General features: G+C 45.9%; 22 protein-coding genes, 1 tRNA gene and 3 pseudogenes. 5 read left to right on the top strand and 21 right to left on the bottom strand.

Going from position 1 to position 24,276, the window contains the following annotated elements; genetic code table 11:
• Window positions 1-181 precede the first annotated feature (181 nt).
• A pseudogene (locus Q0Z70_RS07110) lies at window positions 182-416 on the bottom strand (cell filamentation protein Fic); the annotation flags it as partial.
• Window positions 417-545: 129 nt separating this feature from the next.
• Between Q0Z70_RS07110 and Q0Z70_RS07105 the strand changes: the two are divergent.
• Window positions 546-1,208, top strand: a complete 663-nt coding sequence (locus Q0Z70_RS07105) for an Abi family protein (protein ID WP_122304471.1) — start codon at window positions 546-548, stop codon at window positions 1,206-1,208.
• A gap of 111 nt (window positions 1,209-1,319) precedes the next feature.
• Here Q0Z70_RS07105 and Q0Z70_RS07100 read toward each other — a convergent pair.
• Window positions 1,320-1,403 (bottom strand) — tRNA-Leu (locus tag Q0Z70_RS07100).
• A gap of 155 nt (window positions 1,404-1,558) precedes the next feature.
• Here Q0Z70_RS07100 and Q0Z70_RS07095 point away from each other — a divergent pair.
• On the top strand, window positions 1,559-2,644 hold the full coding sequence (locus Q0Z70_RS07095; RefSeq protein ID WP_298073401.1) for a mannose-1-phosphate guanylyltransferase: 1,086 nt from the start codon (window positions 1,559-1,561) through the stop codon (window positions 2,642-2,644).
• Window positions 2,645-2,756: 112 nt separating this feature from the next.
• Here Q0Z70_RS07095 and Q0Z70_RS07090 read toward each other — a convergent pair whose 3' ends face one another.
• The 3 genes from Q0Z70_RS07090 to Q0Z70_RS07080 form a co-directional block, all read right to left on the bottom strand.
• A complete protein-coding gene (locus Q0Z70_RS07090) occupies window positions 2,757-3,149 on the bottom strand; it encodes an HIT family protein (protein WP_298073400.1) in 393 nt (130 codons plus the stop codon).
• Window positions 3,150-3,201: 52 nt separating this feature from the next.
• Complete coding sequence (greA, locus tag Q0Z70_RS07085; protein ID WP_298073399.1) at window positions 3,202-3,666, bottom strand: transcription elongation factor GreA; 465 nt, start codon at window positions 3,664-3,666, stop codon at window positions 3,202-3,204.
• A gap of 199 nt (window positions 3,667-3,865) precedes the next feature.
• A complete protein-coding gene (locus Q0Z70_RS07080) occupies window positions 3,866-5,020 on the bottom strand; it encodes a DUF4369 domain-containing protein (RefSeq protein WP_298073398.1) in 1,155 nt (384 codons plus the stop codon).
• Between the two features lie 204 nt (window positions 5,021-5,224).
• On the opposite strand from Q0Z70_RS07080, the gene pnp reads away from it, so the two are divergent.
• Window positions 5,225-7,390 (top strand): polyribonucleotide nucleotidyltransferase, encoded by a 2,166-nt coding sequence (pnp, locus tag Q0Z70_RS07075; RefSeq protein WP_298073397.1) that lies wholly within the window; start codon window positions 5,225-5,227, stop codon window positions 7,388-7,390.
• Between the two features lie 272 nt (window positions 7,391-7,662).
• On the opposite strand, the gene Q0Z70_RS07070 is transcribed toward pnp, so the two are convergent.
• From Q0Z70_RS07070 to Q0Z70_RS07060, 3 genes are all read right to left on the bottom strand, one after another.
• Window positions 7,663-8,025, bottom strand: a complete 363-nt coding sequence (locus tag Q0Z70_RS07070; protein ID WP_298073396.1) for a helix-turn-helix domain-containing protein — start codon at window positions 8,023-8,025, stop codon at window positions 7,663-7,665.
• 12 nt (window positions 8,026-8,037) lie between these two features.
• Window positions 8,038-8,337 (bottom strand): type II toxin-antitoxin system HigB family toxin, encoded by a 300-nt coding sequence (locus tag Q0Z70_RS07065; protein WP_298073395.1) that lies wholly within the window; start codon window positions 8,335-8,337, stop codon window positions 8,038-8,040.
• Window positions 8,338-8,498: 161 nt separating this feature from the next.
• Window positions 8,499-9,836, bottom strand: coding sequence for an AAA family ATPase (locus Q0Z70_RS07060; protein WP_298073394.1), 1,338 nt, complete (start codon window positions 9,834-9,836; stop codon window positions 8,499-8,501).
• A 137-nt stretch (window positions 9,837-9,973) separates the two neighbouring features.
• Here Q0Z70_RS07060 and Q0Z70_RS07055 point away from each other — a divergent pair.
• Window positions 9,974-10,458 (top strand): annotated as a pseudogene (locus tag Q0Z70_RS07055) (IS982 family transposase); the annotation flags it as partial.
• 292 nt (window positions 10,459-10,750) lie between these two features.
• Here the strand turns inward: Q0Z70_RS07055 and tsf are convergent.
• The 4 genes from tsf to rplM all read right to left on the bottom strand — a co-directional run bounded on the left by tsf (window position 10,751) and on the right by rplM (window position 13,746).
• Complete coding sequence (tsf, locus tag Q0Z70_RS07050) at window positions 10,751-11,743, bottom strand: translation elongation factor Ts (protein WP_298073393.1); 993 nt, start codon at window positions 11,741-11,743, stop codon at window positions 10,751-10,753.
• A 132-nt stretch (window positions 11,744-11,875) separates the two neighbouring features.
• On the bottom strand, window positions 11,876-12,712 hold the full coding sequence (gene rpsB / locus Q0Z70_RS07045; RefSeq protein ID WP_298073392.1) for a 30S ribosomal protein S2: 837 nt from the start codon (window positions 12,710-12,712) through the stop codon (window positions 11,876-11,878).
• Between the two features lie 179 nt (window positions 12,713-12,891).
• The gene (gene rpsI, locus Q0Z70_RS07040; RefSeq protein ID WP_298073403.1) at window positions 12,892-13,278 is read right to left on the bottom strand and encodes a 30S ribosomal protein S9; all 387 of its coding nucleotides are present in this window, start codon (window positions 13,276-13,278) and stop codon (window positions 12,892-12,894) included.
• A 6-nt stretch (window positions 13,279-13,284) separates the two neighbouring features.
• Complete coding sequence (gene rplM, locus Q0Z70_RS07035) at window positions 13,285-13,746, bottom strand: 50S ribosomal protein L13 (RefSeq protein WP_298073391.1); 462 nt, start codon at window positions 13,744-13,746, stop codon at window positions 13,285-13,287.
• Between the two features lie 781 nt (window positions 13,747-14,527).
• Between rplM and Q0Z70_RS07030 the strand changes: the two are divergent.
• Window positions 14,528-14,632 (top strand): annotated as a pseudogene (locus Q0Z70_RS07030) (IS982 family transposase); the annotation flags it as partial.
• Window positions 14,633-14,747: 115 nt separating this feature from the next.
• Here the strand turns inward: Q0Z70_RS07030 and asnS are convergent.
• The 9 genes from asnS to Q0Z70_RS06985 all read right to left on the bottom strand — a co-directional run bounded on the left by asnS (window position 14,748) and on the right by Q0Z70_RS06985 (window position 24,129).
• Window positions 14,748-16,151, bottom strand: coding sequence for an asparagine--tRNA ligase (gene asnS, locus Q0Z70_RS07025; RefSeq protein WP_298073390.1), 1,404 nt, complete (start codon window positions 16,149-16,151; stop codon window positions 14,748-14,750).
• Window positions 16,152-16,172: 21 nt separating this feature from the next.
• A complete protein-coding gene (locus Q0Z70_RS07020) occupies window positions 16,173-17,564 on the bottom strand; it encodes a pseudouridine synthase (RefSeq protein WP_298073389.1) in 1,392 nt (463 codons plus the stop codon).
• A 116-nt stretch (window positions 17,565-17,680) separates the two neighbouring features.
• Entirely contained in the window at window positions 17,681-19,027 is a 1,347-nt protein-coding gene (gene purB / locus Q0Z70_RS07015; RefSeq protein ID WP_298073388.1) for an adenylosuccinate lyase, read from the bottom strand.
• A gap of 295 nt (window positions 19,028-19,322) precedes the next feature.
• Entirely contained in the window at window positions 19,323-19,919 is a 597-nt protein-coding gene (folE, locus tag Q0Z70_RS07010; RefSeq protein WP_298073387.1) for a GTP cyclohydrolase I FolE, read from the bottom strand.
• Window positions 19,920-19,959: 40 nt separating this feature from the next.
• Window positions 19,960-20,415 carry an SPOR domain-containing protein gene (locus Q0Z70_RS07005; protein WP_298073386.1) on the bottom strand — a complete coding sequence of 152 codons (456 nt, stop codon included), beginning with the start codon at window positions 20,413-20,415 and terminating at the stop codon, window positions 19,960-19,962.
• Window positions 20,416-20,523: 108 nt separating this feature from the next.
• Window positions 20,524-21,279, bottom strand: a complete 756-nt coding sequence (gene tpiA, locus Q0Z70_RS07000; protein ID WP_298073385.1) for a triose-phosphate isomerase — start codon at window positions 21,277-21,279, stop codon at window positions 20,524-20,526.
• 35 nt (window positions 21,280-21,314) lie between these two features.
• Complete coding sequence (locus Q0Z70_RS06995) at window positions 21,315-22,628, bottom strand: BT_3928 family protein (RefSeq protein WP_298073402.1); 1,314 nt, start codon at window positions 22,626-22,628, stop codon at window positions 21,315-21,317.
• Window positions 22,618-23,160 (bottom strand): DUF1599 domain-containing protein, encoded by a 543-nt coding sequence (locus Q0Z70_RS06990; RefSeq protein ID WP_298073384.1) that lies wholly within the window; start codon window positions 23,158-23,160, stop codon window positions 22,618-22,620. The genes Q0Z70_RS06995 and Q0Z70_RS06990 overlap by 11 nt, the downstream gene beginning before the upstream one ends.
• 108 nt (window positions 23,161-23,268) lie before the next feature.
• Window positions 23,269-24,129 (bottom strand): M23 family metallopeptidase, encoded by an 861-nt coding sequence (locus Q0Z70_RS06985; protein ID WP_298073383.1) that lies wholly within the window; start codon window positions 24,127-24,129, stop codon window positions 23,269-23,271.
• Window positions 24,130-24,276 lie beyond the last annotated feature (147 nt).

Genomic DNA, 24,276 nt, shown 5'->3' with positions numbered 1-24,276 from the left:
ACAAAAAAGCCAACTAATTCGCAATAATTTGTGTATTAATTAGTTGGCTAATTTTATACTATTTAATGAATGTCCCTCAATAAACAAACACCCAACCTTACATTCTTGGGTGTAAGATTGGGCATTTTCTATAAGTCATTGGTTTTCAAGGTCTGTTGCCGAGAGTTAAGTTCTCACGCCTCTAAAACATAAAACTGAGCCCTTTCTTCTGAGAAGAACTGAACCTTTCAATCTCCAAAGAAAGGATTTCTTCAATTGCCCTGCCATAAAGTCTAAGAAAGGCTGATTGGCTCCTTCACTTTGGCATTTACGCCAAGAAAGAATTATTCTTCCCTATCCTCTTTGAATATATTGGTGGAGAAAAGGATAGCAAATTGGATTTAGCCCATAAACAACGGAGCTGTTCTGCCGTTGCCATAAGTGCATAAAAAAACAATAACCCTGAAGTTTGCTTGTTCAGCAGGGACAACAGGGTCTTACGCTTGCAAATATAGGCATTATTTTCTATATTTGCAAGAGAAGTCTTGTTTTTAAACTTATACCAAATGAAATATGACGAATGTTTGCAGGTACTATCCCCGGCAAGATTAAACAAATACGCACAAGCAAGTGGTAATGAAAAAGCCAAAACCTTGCGCCTATACCAATATAACATCAAGTTGAGCCAACGTTTTTATGGAGTTATCGGTATGTTTGAGATAATGCTACGCAATGCTATAAACGCTCACTACAAACAGTACTTCAATGATGATAATTGGATAATCAACCAAGCAAGACCCAATGGATTGCTTGAACAGGAAGCATCCGAAATAGTACGCATACAGCGCACTTATACCAATATGGGGGTGTACAACAACGATAAGATGGTAGCTTCCTTTACATTTGGTTTCTGGACTTATCTGTTTACAAGACGCAATTACCGCATAGGAGGAAAAACACTTCTTCAAATATTCCCCAACAAAGCGCATGGTTTAAAGCAAACAGACATCTACAACCAACTAACTGCCATCCGTGAATTTCGTAACCGAATAGCACATCATGAACCTATCTGCTTCAACGCTACACGTGCCATAGATACAAAATATGCCAAAGAGCATTATGAGTTAATACGAACCTATATAGAATATATGGGATTTGATTCAGATTCTGTATTGCGAATGGTAGAAAAGCCCGATTCTATACTAAAGGTAATAGATGGCATGAAGTAAACGCCCATCTTTGGTGGAATACATAAGGATGATTGGGAACAATTTGGGAACATCTCCGATAAAAAGAAAAAGCTAAGTATTGAATTATCAATTACTTAGCTTTTATCTTTGTACCCAGACCCGGGGTCGAACCGGGATGGAAGTGAATCCACTGGTGTTTGAGACCAGCGCGTCTACCGATTCCGCCATCTGGGCATCACATTCATTTCTATTGCGGCGCAAAGGTACAGTTTTTTTTTGAACGCGCAATACTTTATCAAAAAAAAAAGAAAAAAGCAGAAAAACCCACACAAACATTCCCGATTCTTAAAAATATAATGTACTTTAGCGGAAACTAAAAAAATACAATCATGGCAACAAACAAAAACAATTTCTGCGTTATCATGTGTGGAGGAATTGGCAGTCGCTTTTGGCCGTTTAGCCGCAAGACACTTCCCAAACAGTTCCTCGACTTCTTCGGCACCGGACGCTCGCTGCTACAGCAGACTTTCGACCGCTTCAAAAAAATCATACCGACGGAGAACATCTTCATTGTTACCAATACCCTCTATGCCGATCTTGTCCAACAACAACTCCCCGAACTGAAAGCCGAGCAGATTCTTCTGGAACCTGCACGCAGAAACACAGCTCCCTGCATCGTATGGGCTTCCTACCACATACGGGCCATCAATCCCAACGCCAACATCGTCGTGGCACCGTCGGATCACCTGATATTGAAGGAAAGTGAATTTCTGACTGCCATCGAGAAAGGCTTGGAATTCGTAACCGGCGAAAACAAACTCCTGACTCTCGGAATTAAACCCAACCGGCCGGAAACAGGATATGGATACATCCAGATAGCCGAAGCAGCCGGAGAGAATTTCTATAAAGTAAAGACGTTCACTGAAAAGCCTGAACTGGAACTGGCCAAGGTCTTTGTAGAAAGCGGAGAATTTTATTGGAATTCCGGCTTGTTCATGTGGAACGTGAATTCCATCATTAAAACAGGAGAAGACTTGCTGCCTGAACTGACCTCCAAACTGTCACCCGGAAAAGATGTCTACGGTACGCCGGACGAGAAAAAATTCATTGATGAGAATTTCCCATCTTGTCCCAACGTATCCATTGATTTCGGCATCATGGAGAAAGCCGACAATGTCTACGTATCATTGGGCGATTTCGGTTGGTCGGATCTCGGAACATGGGGCTCCCTCTATGAACTCTCACCTAAAGACGAACATCAGAATGTAACACTGAAATGCAACTCCCTACTCTACAACAGCCACGACAATATCATTGTCCTACCCAAGAACAAGCTGGCCGTAATAGAAGGACTGGAAGGTTACCTTATAGCAGAGTCGGACAACGTACTGCTCATTTGCAAGAAAGACGAGGAACATGCCATCCGAAAGTACGTGAACGACACCCAGATTAAGATGGGAGAAGACTACATCTAATAAATCAGACAAGGCTCAAGACGGCATACGGATAAATGAGTGAACTGCCCCAGAAAGTTAGATACAGCACTTTTGGGGCAGTTCATTTTTATATAAGAGGAGGATTGGATGGTCAGAAAGCATTGCGAATCGCTTCGGCCACTTCTGCAAACTCTTCAGCGGAAAGCTGCAACTTCGGATTAGAGAAAAGCATATCTTTCTCGCTCTGCATCGGAATCAAATGGATATGAGCATGAGGCACTTCCAAGCCTAAGACCGCCATTCCGACCTTCCTGCAAGGGAAAGCTTTTCCGATGGCCAATGCCACCTGCTTGGCAAAGACGTGCAGGGCAGCCAGTTCTTCATCTTCCAGGTCGAAAATATAGTCCACCTCACGCTTCGGGATGACCAGCGTATGTCCTTTTACCAACGGATTAATATCCAAAAATGCGAAGAAGCGCTCGTTCTCCGCCACTTTGTAACAGGGAATTTCGCCTGCTACAATTCTACTGAATAGGGTTGCCATAACGATGATATATTAAAAAAGGCAAGCCACAACGCATGGCCTGCCTTACCGTTTAAAATGATATGTTCAACACTTCCAACTCAATCATGCCCTGCGGCACCTTGATCTGTGCTTTCTCGCCCACCTTCTTGCCAAGCAGTCCTTGTGCAATGGGGGTATTGACCGAAATCTTGCCTTCCTTCAGGTTGGCTTCGCTCTCCGACACGATGGTATAGGTCATCTTCATGCCGTTCTTCACGTTCTTCAACTCCACCTTGTTCAGGATCTGTACAGAGTCGGTCTTCAGCTTAGACTCGTCGATGATCTTTGCATCGGCGATAACAGCTTTCAGTTTGCTGATCTTCATTTCGAGCAGTCCCTGCGCCTCTTTGGCAGCATCATACTCGGCATTTTCGGACAGATCGCCCTTGTCGCGAGCTTCGGCAATGGCGGCCACTACTTTGGGGCGCTCTACGGCTTCCAGCTGCTTTAATTCGCTCAACAGTTTGTTGTAGCCTTCTTCTGACATATAAGCCATAATTTCTCCTCCTTAATTACTCTATTGTTCTTAGATGATTATAATTATAAACAAAAAAGAATTCCAACATGTCAACCATGCTGGAACCCTCTTCCAATATTTCTGTGCAAAGATAGCACTTTAAACAATACGCGCCAAGTGTCAAACACTGTTTTGCAACATATTTAAGGACGTTTTCCCTCCATTTATTATAACAAAACTACAGCAGCTTCTGCACAGCAGCGTCCAAATCCTTAATGGTCTCGCCACGAGCGCTCAGCTCATTATTGCGGTTCACCAAGAACAGCGTCGGCAAGTTCTGCACGTTGTAAGTGGTTATTACAGACGAGTAGATGCCGTTGGCGTCGCGCACGCAAATCCAGGGCAGATTGTCGGCCGTAGTCTTCCAATAGTGTTCGTCGGCATCCAATGAGATCTGGTAAATCTCCAGTCCGCGAGACGCATATTTGTCATACAGATCGCGCAACATGTAGTTGTGGCTGGCGGAGACTGCACTCTGATAGACCGTGAAATCCACAATAACGACTTTCCCCTTAAGGTCAGTCAGCTTGTGGGCATCGCCTTTCATATCGCGCAGGTTGATGTCTATCACACCGGTCTCGGTCACCTGCACTCTTTCGGGCAGCTCCAGCGTCTGCTGTTGGGGGGCACGCGCGTTCTTCATTCCTTTGATGACGATGTTATACAGGTTCTTCGAGCGGTCGGCATGCGGATAAAGATTGTTCAGGCTTGTGGCCACAGCGGCGAAACATTTAATATCGTCGTGGTTGTTCAGCGGGTCGAATATCAAGTAGTTATCCACCTTCTGGAACAGGGCGAAATAGGCAGCCGCCGTGTTGGGAGCCGCAAAGATGTAGCGTATCTTTACATCGTCCTTATACCGTTTCATCATCGCCATCAGGCTGTCCTGGAACACATCTACCCCGATGCGATGGCTCTGCAACGCCCGATAAAGCTCATCCACCTTCTTCTGTAATTGCAGCTGCTTCAGCGACAGTTCCTTGATTTTCTCACTGTTGGGCGAGCCTTCCACCGTATAGCCCGTAGCAAAATTGTCATAACCGGCGTCGATGCGGACGGTTTCGGTAGAGTCTATCGAGAAATGGATAATCTTGTCGTCCACCCGCAAGCGATAGAACTCAGGAGAGTCCGACCGGGGCCCCTTGAAAGCATAGTCGCCTCCGCCCTTCAGTTTGACAGAATCGAGGGGAACAATCCCTTCCAATGCAGAGGCTTCCAGATAAAGCATCTTTCCCTCGGCACCCGTCACTTCACCTTCCACCTTAAACTCCGGTACCGAATGGCAAGCGCTCAAAGCCGCCATGACAAAAGCCATCACTCCTATTTTCTTCATATCGTCAGTATGTTTATTTCAAATATCCGCGTGCAAATATACGCCTTTTCACGCTTAGTCAAAGCATTTTTCCTGCTTCTTTTCCATCGTAAAACTTAAAAAACACCGGAACAGGAACTTTTTAAGCTCATTCCCATTAGATTGAAAGAATAAATTCACTATCTTTGCGCGAATTTTGAAAGAATTTAGATATAAAAGTTTTTTATGATTAACCCTATTGTTAAGACGATCGAGCTACCCGATGGAAGAACCATCACGCTCGAAACGGGAAAGCTGGCAAAACAGGCAGACGGTTCTGTAATGCTCCGCATGGGAAACACCATGCTGCTGGCTACTGTTTGTGCCGCAAAAGACGCAGTTCCCGGAACAGATTTCATGCCGCTTCAGGTAGAGTACAAAGAAAAATTCTCAGCATTCGGACGTTTCCCCGGCGGATTTACCAAGCGTGAAGGGCGTGCGTCGGACTACGAAATCCTGACTTGCCGCTTGGTAGACCGTGCTCTCCGACCCCTTTTCCCTGACAATTTTCATGCAGAAGTATATGTCAACATTATACTTTTCTCAGCCGACGGCGTAGACATGCCCGACGCACTTGCCGGACTGGCAGCGTCTGCCGCATTGGCCGTATCGGACATTCCGTTCAACGGCCCCATCTCAGAAGTGCGCGTGGCACGCATCAACGGGGAATTCATCATTAACCCCACTTTCGAACAGCTCGAACAGGCCGACATGGACCTGATGGTGGGCGCCACCTACGAGAACATCATGATGGTGGAAGGCGAAATGAAGGAAGTGTCCGAACAAGACCTGCTGGCCGCCCTGAAGGCTGCCCACGAAGCTATCAAGCCGCAGTGTAAGGCCCAGATGGAACTGGCCGAAGAGGTTGGATCCACCGTAAAGCGCGAATATTGCCACGAGGTGAACGACGAAGACCTGCGCAAAGCCGTACACGACGCCTGCTACGACAAGGCATACGCCATCGCCGCCAGCGGCAACCGCAACAAGCACGAGCGCGAGGACGCCTTCAACGCCATCTGCGAAGAGTTCAAGGCCCGGTTCACCGAAGAGGAACTCGAAGAAAAGGCTCCGCTCATCGACCGCTACTATCACGACGTGGAGAAAGAGGCCATGCGTCGCTGCATCCTCGACGAAGGCAAGCGCCTGGACGGCCGCAAGACTACGGAAATCCGCCCCATCTGGTGCGAAGTCAGCCCCCTGCCCGGCCCGCACGGTTCGGCCATCTTCACCCGGGGCGAAACGCAGTCGCTGTCCACCGCCACATTGGGCACGAAGCTCGACGAAAAGATTGTGGACGACGTACTGATTCACGGCAAGGAACGCTTCCTGCTGCACTACAACTTCCCCCCGTTCTCCACAGGCGAGGCCAAGGCACAACGCGGCGTAGGCCGTCGTGAAATCGGTCACGGCCACCTGGCATGGCGGGCGCTGAAGGGCCAGATACCCGAAGACTATCCCTACGTGGTACGCGTCGTTTCCGACATCCTCGAATCCAACGGCTCCTCCTCGATGGCTACCGTATGTGCCGGCACGCTGGCCCTGATGGACGCCGGTGTGAAAATCAAGAACCCCGTATCGGGCATCGCCATGGGCCTCATCAAAAACCCTGGCGAAGAGAAATACGCCGTCCTCTCCGACATCCTCGGCGACGAAGACCACTTGGGCGACATGGACTTCAAGGTGACGGGTACGAAAAACGGTATCACCGCCACACAGATGGACATCAAGGTAGACGGCCTGTCCTACGACATCCTGGAGAAAGCCCTGCTGCAAGCCAAAGAAGGCCGCGAATACATCCTCGGCAAACTGACCGAATGCATCGCCGAGCCGCGTCCCGACCTGAAGCCGCACGCTCCGCGCATCGAGACCATCACCATTCCGAAAGAATTCATCGGCGCCGTCATCGGCCCGGGCGGAAAGATTATCCAGGGCATGCAGGAAGAGACGGGTGCCACCATCACCATCGAAGAAGAAGACAACGTGGGCAAGGTCGAGATTGCCGGTACAAACAAGCAGAGCATCGAAGATGCCATCCGCATGATCAAGGCTATCGTCGCTGTGCCCGAAGTGGGCGAAGTCTACAAAGGCAAGATCCGCTCCATAATGCCCTACGGTGCATTTGTCGAGTTCCTGCCCGGCAAGGACGGTCTGCTCCACATCTCCGAAATCGACTGGAAGCGCCTCGAAACCGTAGAGGAAGCCGGTCTCAAGGAAGGCGACGACATCGAAGTGAAGCTGCTGGACATCGACCCGAAAACAGGCAAATTCAAACTGTCTCACAGGGTGCTCACCCCGAAGCCCGAAGGCTACAGCGAAAAGCCCGAAAGGCCCAGAAGAAAGCCCAATAAATAAGGGACAGCATACCTTACTATATAAAAAGAGTGCACGCCGCAGCATGCACTCTTTTTTTGTATTCGTGACCCATTGAAGCGGGTCGCCGTGCTTTTTCGCCCTGTCATGCCGTGCTTCCTTACCTCCTGACAAAGCACTTTCTCACACCCTGACGAAGCACTTCCTTGCACCCTAAGGAAGCACTGCGTCAGCAAGTAAGGAAGCACTGTGTCGTCCCGCCCTTCAGGCGGACTGGCGGGCTAATGGACTTGTCGTTCCTCCTCCCCCTTTCCTTAAATGCCGAGTATGGCAGAGGGCTGTATATTCAGTATGCGGCAAAGGAGCCGGGCAACGCGCAGCGTCGGTTCCGAACGGCCCGATATATAGTCGTTGATGCGGGAAGGGCTGATGCCGATTTCATGGGCAAGCTGTTTTTGCGTCATACCCTTCTCCTCTAAAGAAAGCTCTATGAGTTCCGCCACCGTCGGTTTTTCCATCGGATAATGCTCTTTTTCATAGGCAATCACGATGTCGGACACCATGCTGAGTTCCACTGCGTTTCTGTCATTAGCCGACGTGTTATCATCGACCAACGGCAGAAGTTCCTCCACCCTTGCCACCGCAAATTCGTATTGTTCTTTGGTAATCTTGCTCATATCGTTTCCTTTTTAAATGGTTGAACAGTCCAGCAGGTCGTACTCTTGGTGAGTGCACACCTTTCGGATAAACACGTACCCGATTGTAAACTTCACCACGACGACCAGCCTGTAGTTGTTTCCTTTGATATTGAATACATAATGCTGGTTGCCCACATAATCCGTTGCAGGAAAGTCCACTTTGATTTCCGAAAGATTTTTCCAGGATGCCTTTTCCGTGATGTCATACCACCGTTCGAGAGCCACTCTTGCGTCTTCCCTCCCTTTGGCTTCATAGAACTCCTTCAGCTTTTTATGTGATACAATTCTCATCTCTCTCTTCTTTCTTTGGTGCAAAGGTATATAAACAATTCGGTATTTCAAAACAAAATCTACCGATAATTCCATATTTCGGAATAAAAACGGCGAGGCCCCGCCGTTGCCAGCCAATTACAGCCCGTCAGCCGACCGAATATCCGTAAGACCTTGACAGGCTATATCAGCCCCGTCATATAAAACGGCAGATAGACGAGTCCGTTGTCGCTCTTCTGAAAGTCTTTCGTGTAAATCAGGTAACTGTTCTTTATCCTGGCGGAATACTTCGCTCTGAAAGCGTCGAGCGAGGCATGGGTCTTATATCCCGACGATTTGACCTCGATGGGGCATATCTTGCTGCCTCTCGACAGCAGGAAATCTATTTCGTAACTGTGTTTCGCGTCTTTTTCAAACGTATAATAGAACAGATTGTTGCCGGCAGCCGCCAGCATCTGGGCGACAAGGTTCTCGTACACATAGCCCAGATTGGCTTCCAGCTTGTCGGCCAACAGCTTCTGATAAATCACATTCTCGGCAAAATCCTTGTCCCAGAACCCCATAGTCACGAACAGTCCCGTATCGGCCGCGAACAGCTTATACCTCGAAACGTCTTTTGTCAATGACATCCCGACATTCGGGTCGTCGGAGTGGTAGGACACAAGTACGGCCTTGCTGTCTTCGAGACTGACAAGCAGCTCTTGCTCCGTATGACTCTCCAATTCTCCCACGACGGCATTGGTGTAATATCGGGAAACATTCCGGCTCAGTTGCGCCGGTATCGCCATAAACAGTTTGCTGAGCTTGCCCGTCGGGTCGATTTTCAGGAAATCGTCGGAATACAGTTGGATAATCCTGCGTTTGACGGCGTCGACCTTAGCCAGATTATTGGTGTCGAGATATTCATTTATCGCCTGCGGCATTCCTCCGACCAGCATATAAAGCCGCAAGTCACGCTGCTTGACCCGGTGGGCGACTCCCAGCGGAAGCTGTTTCTCGTAGAATGTTCGGATAAGGGGCAGGGACGCCGCATCGCCCAACGCCCAGCGGAACTCCTCAAAGTCCATCGGGAACATATCTATGCGTTCCTCCTCGCTGGGAATGGTAATTCCTTTCGTATTCTGCCGGATGCTGATGAGCGAGCCCGTCTCGATGTAGTCATACCTGCCGTCCTGAACAAGATATTTGATGGCCTGCCGTGCACCCGGACATTGCTGCACTTCATCGAAGATGATAACCGACTTCCGGCTCTCCAGCACCACATTAAACAGCGTCTGCAATTGCAGGAAAATGAAATCCAGATCCATCAAGTCATCGAAAAGAGACCGGACGGCCGCCGATGCCCTGTTGAAGTCGATCATCAGATACGATGAATATTCCCTTTTGGCAAACTCCTCGACGATGGTCGATTTGCCGATACGCCTTGCTCCCTGTACGAGCAGCGCACTGTGTCCGTTCGATTCCTGCTTCCATTTCAGCAGCTTATCGTAGATCTTTCTTCTGAAAACGGTTTGTCCCATAAGCTTATGATGCCTCTTCTTTTCGTGCAAAAATAAGCGGTTTTTTATTCTCCCGCAAATTTCAACCGCCCAATTCCCCGATTTCCCCGAAATTCATGGAGCGGGATTTCCCGATTTCCCCGAAATTTACAGGCACAGCACAAAGAGGCAAATGCTCCATGGGCCGGTTTTTCGGGTTTAAATTACATCTCATATCAACGAACGCGGAGAACTTTTGAATTTCATGATTACTCCCGGTGATGTCGATGACCGTAAGCCTCTTGAATACAAAGCTTTTGTGGAATTTATATATGGGAAGCTTGTCGGTGATAAGGGATACACCGGCAAGAAGCTCCTTGAGAGATTGTTCGTGGACGGCATACAAATTATAACCAAGTTGAAAAGCAATATGAAAGGGGCACTGATGTCACTATCAGACAAACTGCTCCTCGGGAAACGGGCCATTATCGAAACTGGGAATGACGAACTCAAAAATATAGCACAAGTGGAACATTCAAGGCATGGAACCTTTGATAATTTTATTGTCAACCTCTTGAGTGCAATTGCCGCATATTGCTGCTTTCCAAAGAAGCCGTGTATCAGTGTCATGAGAACTATTGACACACAGCTTGCATTGTTTTGAATTCGTCGAACTCACGTAAGGTTACGGTTGCCTTTGGGAACTTTGCTGTCTTTGGCCGGTTTGTCCACTTGATACGCCCTAATACCATGTTTCTGTGCGTCAGGACACGATTTCGCTATTGCTTCTTCTCTCCCCGGGCGCCACCATTCGAAACTTGCAAGTCGCTTTGGGGTTCGTCGGCAACTACGCCACGCGTGGACTTTCACCACAGATGTATGAATGCCCGTCATACCGAAAAAAGAGGATGTGCCAAATGACACATCCTCTTTTATATCAAAACCTATAAGACAATTTATTCAGCACGCAAAGTGAAACGCTTGAAATCTGTTACCTTCAATTCGGGATCTGCTTCTTTCAGCACTTCCCTTACAGTCTTCTTTGCATCCATCACATCCTCCTGGTTCAACAGACAGACTTCTTTCAGGAACTTACCCAGACGTCCCTTAGCGATATTCTGGATCATCTGCTCTGGCAAGTTGGCAGCCTTCTCTGCTGAAACCGTAGCAATGATTTCCTTTGCCTTGGCAACGTCCTCGGCAGTAATCCAGCCTTTGGCCATGTTGCTTTCCATGTGGTCTTCGCTGTCCACATGAGCGGGGTTGATGCCGGCCTTCTTCAAAGCTGCCTCTACAGCCTTCTGTACTTGCTCAGCCTTCGTTTTCTCAACAGCGACTTCGATTTCCTTCTGTTTGATTTCTTCTGACACACCGTCTTCATCAATAGCAATAGGATTCATTGCCGCAATTTGCATAGCAATCTGCTTACCCAATTGCCCATCAACTTTCTTATTGAAAGCAACGATAGTGCATAAACCGTTTCTGTTCATGTGGTTATAAACCACAGTGTCTGCTCCTTCTACAGTCATGTAACCATCCAACTCCATTTTTTCACCAGTGATACCGCTACGGTCTGTTACAGCCTGAGCTACTGTTGCATCACCCATCGGCAAAGCCTTCACTTCATCCAGCGTCTTGCACTTGTTGGCAACAGCCAGTTCCAGGATATTCTGAGTCAATTTCACAAAGTCAGCATTCTGAGCAACAAAGTCTGTTTCACATTTCAGTGCGATAATTACAGCAAAATCACCCGTTGTCTTAGCCAACACGCAACCTTCAGAAGCCTCGCGGTCAGAACGCTTGGCAGCTACAGCCTGCCCCTTCTCACGGATAATCTTCATTGCCTTATCAAAATCGCCTTCTGCATCTGTCAAGGCGTTCTTACAGTCCATCATACCAGCACCGGTCATTTTACGGAGCTTAGTTATATCAGCCATTGTTACAGCCATAATTTCTTTATCTTTTAATAAATTAATAATACTACTCTTCTATATAAAGCAATCGAGAGCTGAGAACAAAGAATTGAGAATTGCCGTTGAAGTAACTCTCAATTTTCAATTCTCAACTCTCAAGAATATATTTTAAGCTTCTTCGTCTTCTTTCATGAAGGCGGCAGCCTTAGAGGCATTGATAGCATCTTCGTCCGACTTATCCAAGCGAGCTTTAGCAGCCTTCTTCTTGCCTTTATTGGCAGGAGCTTCACCAGCAGCTTCCATGTCGATCTTTTCAGCCTTACGCTCTTCCAGACCTTCCTGCATAGCAGCACAGCAAGCATCCAAAATAACTTCTACAGACTTGGTTGAGTCATCATTAGCCGGGATTACGAAGTCTACATTGGTAGGATCAGAGTTCGTATCAACGATACCGAATACAGGAATGCCCAGACGGTTAGCCTCGCGAACTGCAATGTTTTCCTTCATAACGTCTACAACAAACAAAGCAGATGGCAGACGAGTCAGATCAGCGATAGAACCCAGAGTCTTGTCCAACTTAGCACGCTGACGAGAAATCTGAAGTATTTCTCTCTTAGAGAGATTTGCATAAGTACCGTCATTAGTCAGCTTATCAATAGTAGCCATCTTCTTAACGGCCTTACGGATAGTCGGGAAGTTGGTCAACATGCCACCCGGCCAGCGCTCGATTACATAAGGCATATTTACAGAGGCAGCCCTCTCAGCAACCACCTGCTTAGCTTGTTTCTTAGTAGCAACAAACAGGACTTTCTTTCCTGATTTAGCGATTTGCTTCAAAGCTTCAGCAGCTTCGTCAATTTTAGCAACCGTCTTGTTGAGGTCAATGATATGAATACCATTGCGCTCCATGAAGATATAGGGAGCCATTGCCGGGTTCCACTTTCTTTTCAGGTGACCGAAGTGGCAACCGGCCTCCAATAATGTATCAAAATTTGTTCTTGACATTGTTTTTTAATTTTAATTCGTTTACTTTCTTTTTTGTTTTTCTAAACCAACTGCCGGGTAGCCTTGCCCACAAAGACAAGAGTCCCGATAGTTTAGATGCTAAACGCTTTTTCAGTTGAGAGTTGAGAGTTGGAAGTTGAAATTCATGCAACTTGTCCGCCCCAACCAATCTGCAACTCTTAACGTTTACTGAACTGGAATCTACGACGTGCTTTGGGACGACCCGGTTTCTTACGTTCAACAGCACGCGGGTCACGGGTCATGAAGCCTTCGGCACGTAGAGCAGCCTTATCTTCAGGATTGATCTTCACCAATGCGCGGGCAATAGCCAGACGCAGAGCCTGAGACTGGCCGGTGAAACCACCCCCACAGAGGTTAACTTTAATGTCATACTTTTCAGCTACGTCAAGCTTATTCAACGGCTGCTTAACCACGTACTGGAGAATGCTTGAAGGAAAATACACAGCAAGGTCTCTCTTGTTAATGGTAATCTTTCCAGTACCTTCGCTTACGAAAATACGTGCAATTGCACTTTTACGTCTGCCTAATGCATTTACTACTTCCATCATCTCTTATTTAAGTGCGTTAATATCAATCATTTTCGGATTCTGAGCTGCATGTTTGTGTTCACTGCCGGCATATACATACATATTACCCAGCAATTTAGCACCCAGCTTATTCTTGGGGAGCATGCCCTTCACTACCTTTCTCAACAGTCTGTCTTCACCATTCGGTTTAGCCTGCAGACGGGCAGGAGTCATTTCTCTCTGGCCACCGGGATAACCGGTATAGGACAGATAAATCTTGTCAGTCCACTTATTGCCAGTCATTTTCACTTTGTCGGCATTGATAATAATTACATTATCGCCGCAATCTACATGAGGGGTAAAGTTGGGTTTATACTTTCCCCTCAACAGTTTCGCAACTTTAGCGCCCAGACGGCCCAAAACCTGGTCTGTAGCGTCAACGATGACCCATTCTTTCGTCACCGTAGCCTTGTTTGCAGAAATGGTCTTGTAACTTAAAGTATCCACTCTTAATGTTTTTTTTAAATGTTACTACTAATTTTTTCTTCACCACCAGCCAACCGCCCCGGACAAAGGTCGATTAACTCGCTATGAATTAATTGCTTATCTTTATTAGATAATAATCGGCTTGCAAAAGTACGGTTTTTCTGCTAACTGACAAACGATTTAGTCTTTTTTTTGTCTGAAAGCCAGATTGGAAAAGCAACGGTAGAGTCAAGGTATCACATTTAAACGATTATCACTATGTTTTCAGAGTCTGAAGTTATAGTTTATTGGGAATAAATATCGGATGACCATAAAAAAGGAGGACGACAAACATCCTCCCTTTTTTATCAGCTATCTTGTCTTTATAGCTCTCAAATCACTTTGAAAATAATCCGGGAGGGGTTCAAAATAGTCCTGTCACACCAAGTGGCAGATTATCAACAAATTAGTGCGACACCTTAGTGCCTTTGGTAAACATTTCCGCGAAAAATAAAAAATACCTTGCCTTTAAAGGCAGCCTATTTTTTATTTTATTTCAAAAAAGTTTGCACAGCCCTGTCACGTGTCGCAGCAACCGACTATATATCAATAAATTGGTGTGACAGGACTGTTTTAATCGTGCCAAAAACTCATTTTTCTTCCGTCTTTTTTCACGGGCAGATTTTTCCGTCCTGACGCCGTGCTTGCTGACCCTCTGACGAAGTGCTTCGTCTCCTCTTCATACAGCACTGCATGACACCCTCACGCAGCACTGCGTCGGGACTTCAGGAAGTGCTGCGTGGCAGCGGAAAGGAATAGACATTTCATTGCCGATTCATTGCCAGCTATCGCAGCCTATTGCTGCTTTGAAAAGAAACCCGCCATTGAAGTAAACTTTATCAAGGACGGGCAACCGGCTATCTTTTGATTTTATGTCGAACTCACGTTACTTATCAAAATATTTTCCCCGACTGAAGAAAAATATTTCTCCAAACGGGGAAAATTGATGTCAGGTAAGTATTACTCAGATATTCTTATCTACATCAGAATTCTGCATTACGCGGTGTACGTGGGAAAGGAATAACATCGCGAATATTCGCCATACCCGTCACGAACAGCAACAGGCGCTCAAAGCCCAAACCAAAACCTGCATGCGGACACGTACCATACTTACGAGTATCCAAATACCACCACATATCTTTCATCGGGATATGAAGTTCAGTGATGCGAGCCATTAACTTGTCGTAGTCTTCTTCGCGCACACTTCCACCAATAATTTCGCCAATCTGAGGGAACAGCACATCTGTACCTTGCACTGTTTTTCCATCCTCATTCTGCTTCATGTAGAAAGCCTTTATTTCCTTCGGATAGTCTATCATAATGACCGGTTTCTGGAAATGTTCTTCTACCAGATAGCGCTCATGTTCACTCGCTAAATCGCATCCCCAATAAACAGGGAATTCAAACTTATGCCCTTTAGCTACAGCTCCTTCCAGAATTTTAACACCTTCCGTATAGGGCAAACGAATAAACTCCGTATCAACAACCTTCTGCAGACGCTCTATCAGCCCCTTGTCCACCATTTTGTTCAGGAATTCCAAATCGTCAGCACAATTATCAAGAGCCCATTTCACACAGAACTTAATAAATTCCTCTTCCAGATCCATCAGCTCGGACAAATCGGCAAAGGCAACTTCTGGCTCCACCATCCAAAATTCAGCCAAATGGCGCGGAGTATTGGAGTTTTCTGCACGGAAAGTGGGGCCGAATGTATAAATCGCTCCCAACGCTGTAGCAGCGAGTTCACCTTCCAACTGGCCGGAAACCGTCAGGCTGGCCTGCTTGCCGAAGAAGTCATCGTCATAAATAATGGAACCATTCTCATCTTTCTTCAAGTCATAGAGGTTCTTGGTTGTCACCTGAAACATCTGACCGGCACCTTCGCAGTCCGACGCCGTAATAATAGGCGTGTGGAAGTAGAAGAACCCTTTCTGATGAAAGAAAGTATGAATGGCAATAGCCATATTGTGGCGAATACGGAATACAGCGCCAAAGGTATTGGTACGAGGACGCAGGTGGGCAATCTCACGCAGAAACTCCATAGAGTGTCCTTTCTTCTGCAACGGATAAGTATTATCACAGGTACCCAGCACTTCCATTTCACGAGCCTGAATTTCAGCCTTCTGACCAGCGCCGACAGATTCTGTCAACACACCGTTCACACTTAAACAGGCCCCCGTTGTAATATCCTTCAGTAAGGCCTCGTCAAAGTTTTCCAGATCGACAACAATCTGTACATTATTTATTGTAGAACCGTCGTTCAGCGCGATGAAGTTTACCTGTTTGCTACCTCTGCGGGTACGTACCCAGCCTTTCACGTTGACCATAGCGCCGAAATCCTCCCGCTTCAGCAAGTCCACAATCTTTGTCCTACTAATTCTTTCCATAATTACCTCTATATCTATAATTTATTCAAACGAGCCCATCCGCAGGAAATTCACTTCCTGTTCTGTCAGATAGCGCCAATCTCCTCGACGCAATCCTTTCTTGGTCAGACCCGCGAAATATACACGATCCAACTTTACTACCTTATATCCCAAGGATTCAAAAATACGACGCACGATACGGTTCTTGCCCGAATGAATCTCAATGCCTACATCGTTCTTCTTATCTTCATCCGTATAACTGATAGCATCTGCATGGATTTCGCCATCGTCCAGCTGGATACCTGCAGCAATCTGCTCCATATCCGCCTTGGTCAGGTTCTTATCCAAACGTACATGATAGATTTTCTTCTTCAGATACTTCGGATGAGTCAGCTTCGAAGCCAAATCGCCGTCATTCGTCAACAACAGAACCCCCGTCGTATTACGATCCAATCGCCCAACAGGATAGATACGTTCATCACAAGCTCCTTTCACCAAATCCATTACAGTACGACGAGCCTGCGGATCATCCGACGTAGTTACGGTATCTTTCGGCTTATTCAGAAGCACATAAATCTTACGTTCGATATTCACCACCTGATCATGGAATTTCACTTCATCGCTACGTTTGATTTTTGTTCCCAGTTCTGTTACGACCTGTCCATTCACAGAAACCACACCCGCTGTAATAAAGTCATCAGCCTCACGACGTGAACATACACCCGCGTTGGCCATGAACTTATTCAGACGAATAGGCTCATTGGGGTCGACAAACTGCTCCTTATATTCAATCTGTTTTTTCTTGCTATACTTAGCATTCGGATTGTAACCAGCTTTACGTGGACGTTGTGGGCGACCGTATGCGTTGTTTCCTCCACGATTGTTGCCACGACCGGCATTCGAATTAAAGCGAGGACGCTGCGGACGATCACCCTCATTGCCGTAAGGGCGCTGTACGAGATTGCCCGGCTCGCCATACGTATTTGGGGTGAAACGTGGAGGTTGCGGACGTTCGCCATAAGCACGCTGAACACGTTCAGCATTCGGATTGAAGCGAGGACGATGTGGACGCTCACCCCCTTCGGCATTGAAACGGGGACGATAAGGACGCTCTTCATCATATATACGCCGTGAACGTTCACCCTCTTCAGCATTGTCATTAAAACGCGGACGATAAGCATTGCCATAAGAACGTTGCGGACGATCACCATTTTCCGCATTAAAGCGCGGACGATAGGGACGATCGCTGCTGTAGGCTCTCTGCGGACGTCCTTCATTTTCTGCATTAAACGAACGATAAGGCCGCTCTCTGTTTTCCCGGTTGTAAGAAGAATGGCCGAAGCCGGCACCCCTGTACTGATTACCATCACGGTCAGCACCTTCATTTCTTTCTACATCTGACGCATCACGCCAGTTTTCATTTTCTGTACTCATTGTTCTTTATATTCGAATAAAATTAAACTTATCGGCCTCACGGCCTTATTGAATGGAGAATTGAAAAGAGCAATTAAAAATGAGAATCCTTAATTATCTATTTCCTTCTCCCTTAGTTAAATTCCCGTATAATTGTGCGGAGTAATGGCGCGAAGTTCTTTCTTGACATCTTCAGTAACATTCAGCTCCTCGATAAAGTTCTTGATAGATACTTCCGTAATGGCCTGATTGGTACGGGTCAGTGCTTTCAGGGCTTCATACGGATGCGGATAAGCTTCACGACGCAGGATTGTCTGGATAGCCTCGGCCACCACGCTCCAGCAATTATCCAGGTCGCGATAAATAGCCGTCTCGTTCAGCAGCAACTTGCGTAATCCTTTCAAAGAACTTTGAATGGCAATCATAATGTGGCCAAACGGCACACCAATATTCCGCAACACGGTCGAATCGGTTAAATCACGCTGCAGGCGCGATACCGGCAACTTCACAGCCAAATGCTCCAGAATAGCGTTTGCCACTCCCAAATTACCCTCAGCGTTTTCAAAATCTATAGGGTTTACCTTATGGGGCATCGCACTAGAGCCAACTTCACCCGACTTGATTTTCTGTTTGAAATACTCCATCGAGATGTATTGCCAGAAGTCGCGATTCATATCTATCATTATTGTATTGATACGCTTCATAGCATCGAAGACGGCAGACAGATTGTCGTAGTTGGATATTTGAGTGGTGTATTCCTCCCGTTCCAGTCCCAATTTTTCAGCAACAAACCTGTTACCGAAAGCTTTCCAGTCATACGCAGGATAAGCCACGTGGTGTGCGTTGTAATTACCCGTAGCTCCTCCAAACTTGGCCGTCAGCGGACAAGCCTTCAGCGTAGCCAGCTGACGCTCCAAACGATAAACAAAGACACGAATTTCTTTGCCCAGGCGTGTCGGCGAAGCAGGTTGTCCATGCGTTTTGGCCAGCATCGGAATATCGGCCCACTGTCCGGCATACGTGCGAAGCTGGGTTATCAGCTCCTCAATCTGAGGATAATAGACCTGCTCCAGTGCTTCTTTCACGGAAAGGGGCACCGATGTATTGTTAATATCCTGCGAAGTCAATCCGAAGTGAATGAACTCCTTGTAATCGTCCATACCGCCCAGCTTGTCAAACTGTTCTTTCAAGAAATATTCCACGGCCTTCACGTCGTGATTGGTCACGCTTTCAATTTCCTTAATGCGCCGGGCATCGGTTTCCGAAAAATTACGGTAAATGTTTCTCAGAGTTTCAAAAACGCCTTTATCCACCCCAGCCAACTGAGGCAAAGGCAATTCACACAAAGCGATAAAATACTCAATCTCGACCCGCACTCTATACTTAATAAGTGCAAATTCAGAGAAATAGGCAGCCAAAGCATCCGTCTTTCCCCTATAGCGACCGTCAATCGGAGAGATGGCGGTTAGTAAATCCAATTCCATACGTCGTATTCAGTTGATAATTATCGGGCGACAAAATTACGTTTTTTTTCTGAGTTATAAGCCACAAAGCCAGCATAAAAAGCGCCTTGTAACTGCAAAAATTATCAAAATCGGCAAACGGGAAGCAAAGCTCCGTCATTCGTCATCCCATACCCCAATCCACCATCCTCAAACAAGCCTGCATACCCGAACTGCAAAACGATGCTTTATAGGTACTAAAACATCGTTCCGACATCCGTAAAACATAGTTTTATCTACTGACGACGAAAGAAACGGGAAAAATAAAGCAATGCCTTTACAAAGGCGTAGAATGATGTTTAATAAGATTCATGAACTCTTCGCGAGTCTTGGCCTGATTAAAAGCACCTGTAAAATCCGAAGTTGTGGTAATGGCATTTTGTTTTTCCACACCGCGCATCTGCATGCACATGTGTTTGGCTTCAATCACCACCATAACGCCTAACGGATTGAGCGTTTCCTGGATACACTCTTTTATCTGGAGTGTCATACGCTCCTGCACTTGCAAACGGTGGGAGAAAATGTCGACTACACGGGCAATCTTACTCAAACCGGTGATATAACCATTGGGGATATACGCCACATGAGCTTTCCCATAAAAGGGCAACATGTGATGTTCACACAAGGAGAAGAAATCAATGTCCTTCACAATCACCATCTGACTATATTCTTCCTTGAACTTAGCCGAACAAAGCACTTCATGGGGATCCATCGTATATCCTTTGGTCAGAGTCAGCATAGCTTTTGCCACACGTTCGGGAGTCTTAAGCAAGCCTTCACGCTCCACATCTTCACCCAGCAGGGTCAAAATACGCGCATAATGTTCTTTCAGTTCGTCCAAAGCAGGAGAGGTGATGTTTTCTTTTTCCAGCATGATTTCTTAATTATAATTTATCAAACGGATGTCACCGTAGTTATAGAGGAATGTTTATCAGGTCTCTGACTATAGAAACTTCTTTAAACTGGCCTGAGCTGCGCAAACGCCTCATCATGGCATCAGCTTCCTCAATGCTCCGATAGTCTCCTACCCGGCACAGCCAACGGGGAGGAGTAAAAAAAGTATAGACCAACAAATCGGGAAAGAGTTCCTTGACAGACGCCGCCACCGCATGCGCTTCGTTCTTAGCCTGACGGGTATTACTCCCGGCATATACCTGAACGCGATATCCGGCCACTTTGAGTACCTGTTGTCCTTCAGCGACAGAAGTCGGTCGAGCCTTACCAATCAGCGCCTCAATACGTGCATCCTGATGAACGGTAACCTTTCCTTGACCTGGAACTTTCTGTTCCAAACTCTCTATGATATTCTCTTGTGCCGCCGCAAACAGAAAGGCAGAAAGGCATGCAAGGATTAAAAACAAACGTTTCATGTTACTCGGTATCTGTTGTTTAGGTATAATAAAATAAAAAAAGAATGCTGCGCTCGATGCAGGGTGCTTCTCAGCGCAGCATCTTTCTTGTCAATATATTCCTTTCGATTAGTTGAAAGCATCAATAATGCCCTTAAAGTCAGCAACCTTCAAGGCAGCACCACCAATCAGACCGCCATCTACGTCGGGATTAGCGAACAGTTCCTTCGCGTTTGAAGGCTTGCAGCTACCGCCGTAAAGGATCGAGCAGTTATCAGCAACTTCCTTACCATACTTTTCAGCCACCGTCTGACGGATGAAAGCATGGATTTCCTGTGCCTGCTCTGGAGTAGCCGTCTTGCCTGTACCAATAGCCCAAACCGGCTCATAAGCCAGAATAATCTTAGAGAAATCTTCAGCAGACAGAGAGAATACAGAAGCCAGCTGAGCAGCAACCACTTCGTTCTGCTTGTTAGCCTCACGCTCTTCCAGCACTTCACCAATGCAGAAAATCGGTGTCAAGCCATTAGCCAAAGCCAATTTCACCTTCTCTTCCAGAATTTCTACTGTCTCATGATAGTAAGCACGACGCTCAGAGTGGCCTAAAATGACATATTTGGCACCCGTAGAAGCTACCATAGCTGCTGAAACTTCACCTGTATAAGCACCGGACTCTTTGTCTGCGCAATTCTCTGCGCCCACACCGATTTTAGCAGGATTTACCAACGGAGTAACAGAAGCCAAATGAATAAACGGCGTACAAATGATTACATCACAATTAGGCTTCTCATTAGCCAATACTTCATTCAATTCTTTTGCAAGAGCGACGCCCTCCTGAAGGGTCTTGTTCATTTTCCAGTTTCCTGCAACAATGTTCTTTCTCATTTTGTCTTTATTTTTAAAGGATTAATATAATGTTCTTATCTCTTTCTTTCTACAACAGTCTTCACATGGCCAATCTTCTTTTCACGACGCTTGATGACCAATATATCTACAGCCAACACCAAGCATAGAGGAACGATGAACCAAAGTAACACTTTTCCCACCGTATGCCAAAGGCTGACAAATTCTTCCTGCCCCACAGGGATCTTATCCAATGAATCGTACAAAGCATACTCGTCGGGCAGATTTCCATCGCTCCATTTGTGAAGGATTGTACCATTCTTCAGCAGAAACATACCCGGATTAGAGCGAATCATGGTCTTCAACGTAATATCATCAGTCTGGCAAAAAGGATATTCAGCCCCGGTTCTGTCTCTCCATTGCAGAATATCCTCCTCTGTCGACGAAGTCAAAGCAGAAAAACCATAGCCATGCTCAATACTATAATCATAAATTTCGTTGATCAGATCAATATTACTATCGTCCGCCTGTTCAATCCGATGCGCAACCAACAGGAAAGTATAACCTTCGGCCGTCAATACTTTTTCCGTAATATCTTCCCCTGTTTCCACGTTCACCATAGAGAAATCGTGTATGGGCGGTTCGTATCCCTTCTCCTTCAAGACCGTGCGAGCTTCTATAAAAGTCCAGGTACTATCAGGATAATCATCCAAAAAGAACTCCTTTCTCACCCCATCCTTTTCAAGAATGAAACGTGTATCATAAACGGAAGGTTTAGCTCCCTCAGGAATTTCCATAGCCTGTTTGATATTAACCCCAACCTTATAAGGGCGAAAATCAATAATTGGAAGGTTATGCTGGCAATAAACAGACAAAGCAAATACAAACAGAATGGTATACATCGAAAAGACCCATTCGATCTTACGGGTAATAAAACGAATGATATCCTTCCGCCAACGGAATACAGAAAGAGAAGCTATCAACAAGACAACATTCTTTCCAAAAGTCTCCCAATTAGTTAAAATCCAGGCATCACCAAAGCAACCGCAATCAGATACAGGATCGGCAATAGCAAGATACAATGTCAAGGGAGTCATCACCGCCATCAGGAGTAAAGCCATCCAACTGCTCCATGTTTTCCGAATGCCCCAAAACAAATATACTCCCACGCAAAACTCCAATGCAGCCAGCAAAATAGCTCCCAAGAACAACAAAGAAAGAGGAAGCCATCCACTCAGACCAAAAGCATTCAGGTAGTCTTGCAATTTATAAAAAGTGCCAAACGGGTCGATAGCCTTGACAAAGCCGGAAAAGACAAAAACCCCTCCCAACAAAAAGCGACAGGCGTTCACCCACACCTTCCTGATAATATGTTTCTTATCAATCTCCAAATTCAATCTTAATCAAGCCGAACACTGAATAATTTATCATATCCATATAATTGGCATCCACGCCTTCAGACACCAACGTCTGACCAGCAAGGGATTCTATTTGCTTAGCACGATACAACTTCATCAATATTAAATCTGTATACGAACTTATGCGCATACTGCGCCATGCTTCATCGTAATCGTGGTTTTTTGCCAACATCAACTCCAATGAAGCCTTTGCATACTTATCATACAGGACTAATGCCTCTTCGTTAGTCATATCCGCCGATTCGGCATAGCCTTTTTCCAGTTGAATAAGTCCGATGATACCATAGTTCACAATCGCAATGAACTCCGAACGAATACCCTCGTCCACCAAAGAAACACCTTTAATTTCAATACTACGAATACGGTTGGCCTTAATAAAAATCTGATCAGTTACCGAAGACGGACGCAGAATGCGCCAAGCTGGACCATAGTCATGAAGTTTCTTGGCAAACAAATCACGACAAATGGCAATAACATGCTCAAATTGCTGTTTGGTATCTTTCATTTCCATATAAATAGGTTGCAAAGTTAGGAATAATTAAAAAATAAAGAAAAAGAGGGCACTCTAAATTATATTAAAGCACCCTCTCATATCAAGATTGTTTTACGTTTATCATGAGCAACGCAATACTTGTCCCGGCCGCAAAACCGTTTTGACAGTAATACGGTTCAGTTGACATAGCTTGCTAACTGTCGTTCCTTGACGAGCCGCAATCTTCGACAACGTATCACCTCTCTTCACCTTATAGAACAAATCACTGCGCGATGCTGATCCATTTGTATTCTTCGCCTTCTTCTCGAAAGTATAAGTATCAGCTACAATATCCTGTTTCTCAAAATCAAACATCAAAGCTGGATCTATAGCAATCCCCAAAAAGCGAGTTTCAAAATGCAAATGCGATCCTGTAGAACGCCCTGTATTTCCACCCAATCCTATCGGTTCACCAGCCTTCACCAATTGATCTACACCAACCAACTGCTTCGAAAGATGTCCGTAAATAGTTTCCAAACCATTGTCATGACGGATCACAACATATTTTCCATATCCCCGACGACCTTGATTGGCAACAACACGTATCTTCCCGTCAAAAGCAGCACGAATGGTATCACCGATATAAACCTTGATATCCAATCCATAATGTGCTCTACGACGACGAGGTCTATATCCAAATACGTCATTGATACGTGTATGTTCAGTCGGCATACAAAAGCCTGTCAAATCAATCGTGTATTTATCAGGTATAATGGCATCACCATAAACATGAACAGAGGTTGTATTCCAAGAAGGATATATATCGAAAGCAGGATACATGGACTGCTCCGCACGAATTTGCTTTTGCAATACCAACGAATCCACGCTCTTCAGCTTTCTATCAATAGGTGCCTGACGGGCAATGAGATCCTGTGAAAAGGCGTTCAAGCTCACCATTGTCGCAACTGCACAAAGAAACAATTTAAATCCTGTATAATTCATTCCGCTTCATCTATTTATTTTTCATATCCGCCAACGACATTATAATTCCATGTCATTCCACACATACGAATGCCTGCGCTTTCAAAAATTGTTTCAAAGTTAGCATTAATCTTTGAAATAATGCACCTCGGATTAAGTATTTTTTCA

The sequence above is a fragment of the uncultured Bacteroides sp. genome, assembly GCF_947632445.1.
Lineage (GTDB): Bacteria > Bacteroidota > Bacteroidia > Bacteroidales > Bacteroidaceae > Bacteroides.
The sequence above is the reverse complement of the archived record's forward strand: the minus strand, read 5'-3'. Positions and strand labels throughout refer to the sequence as shown.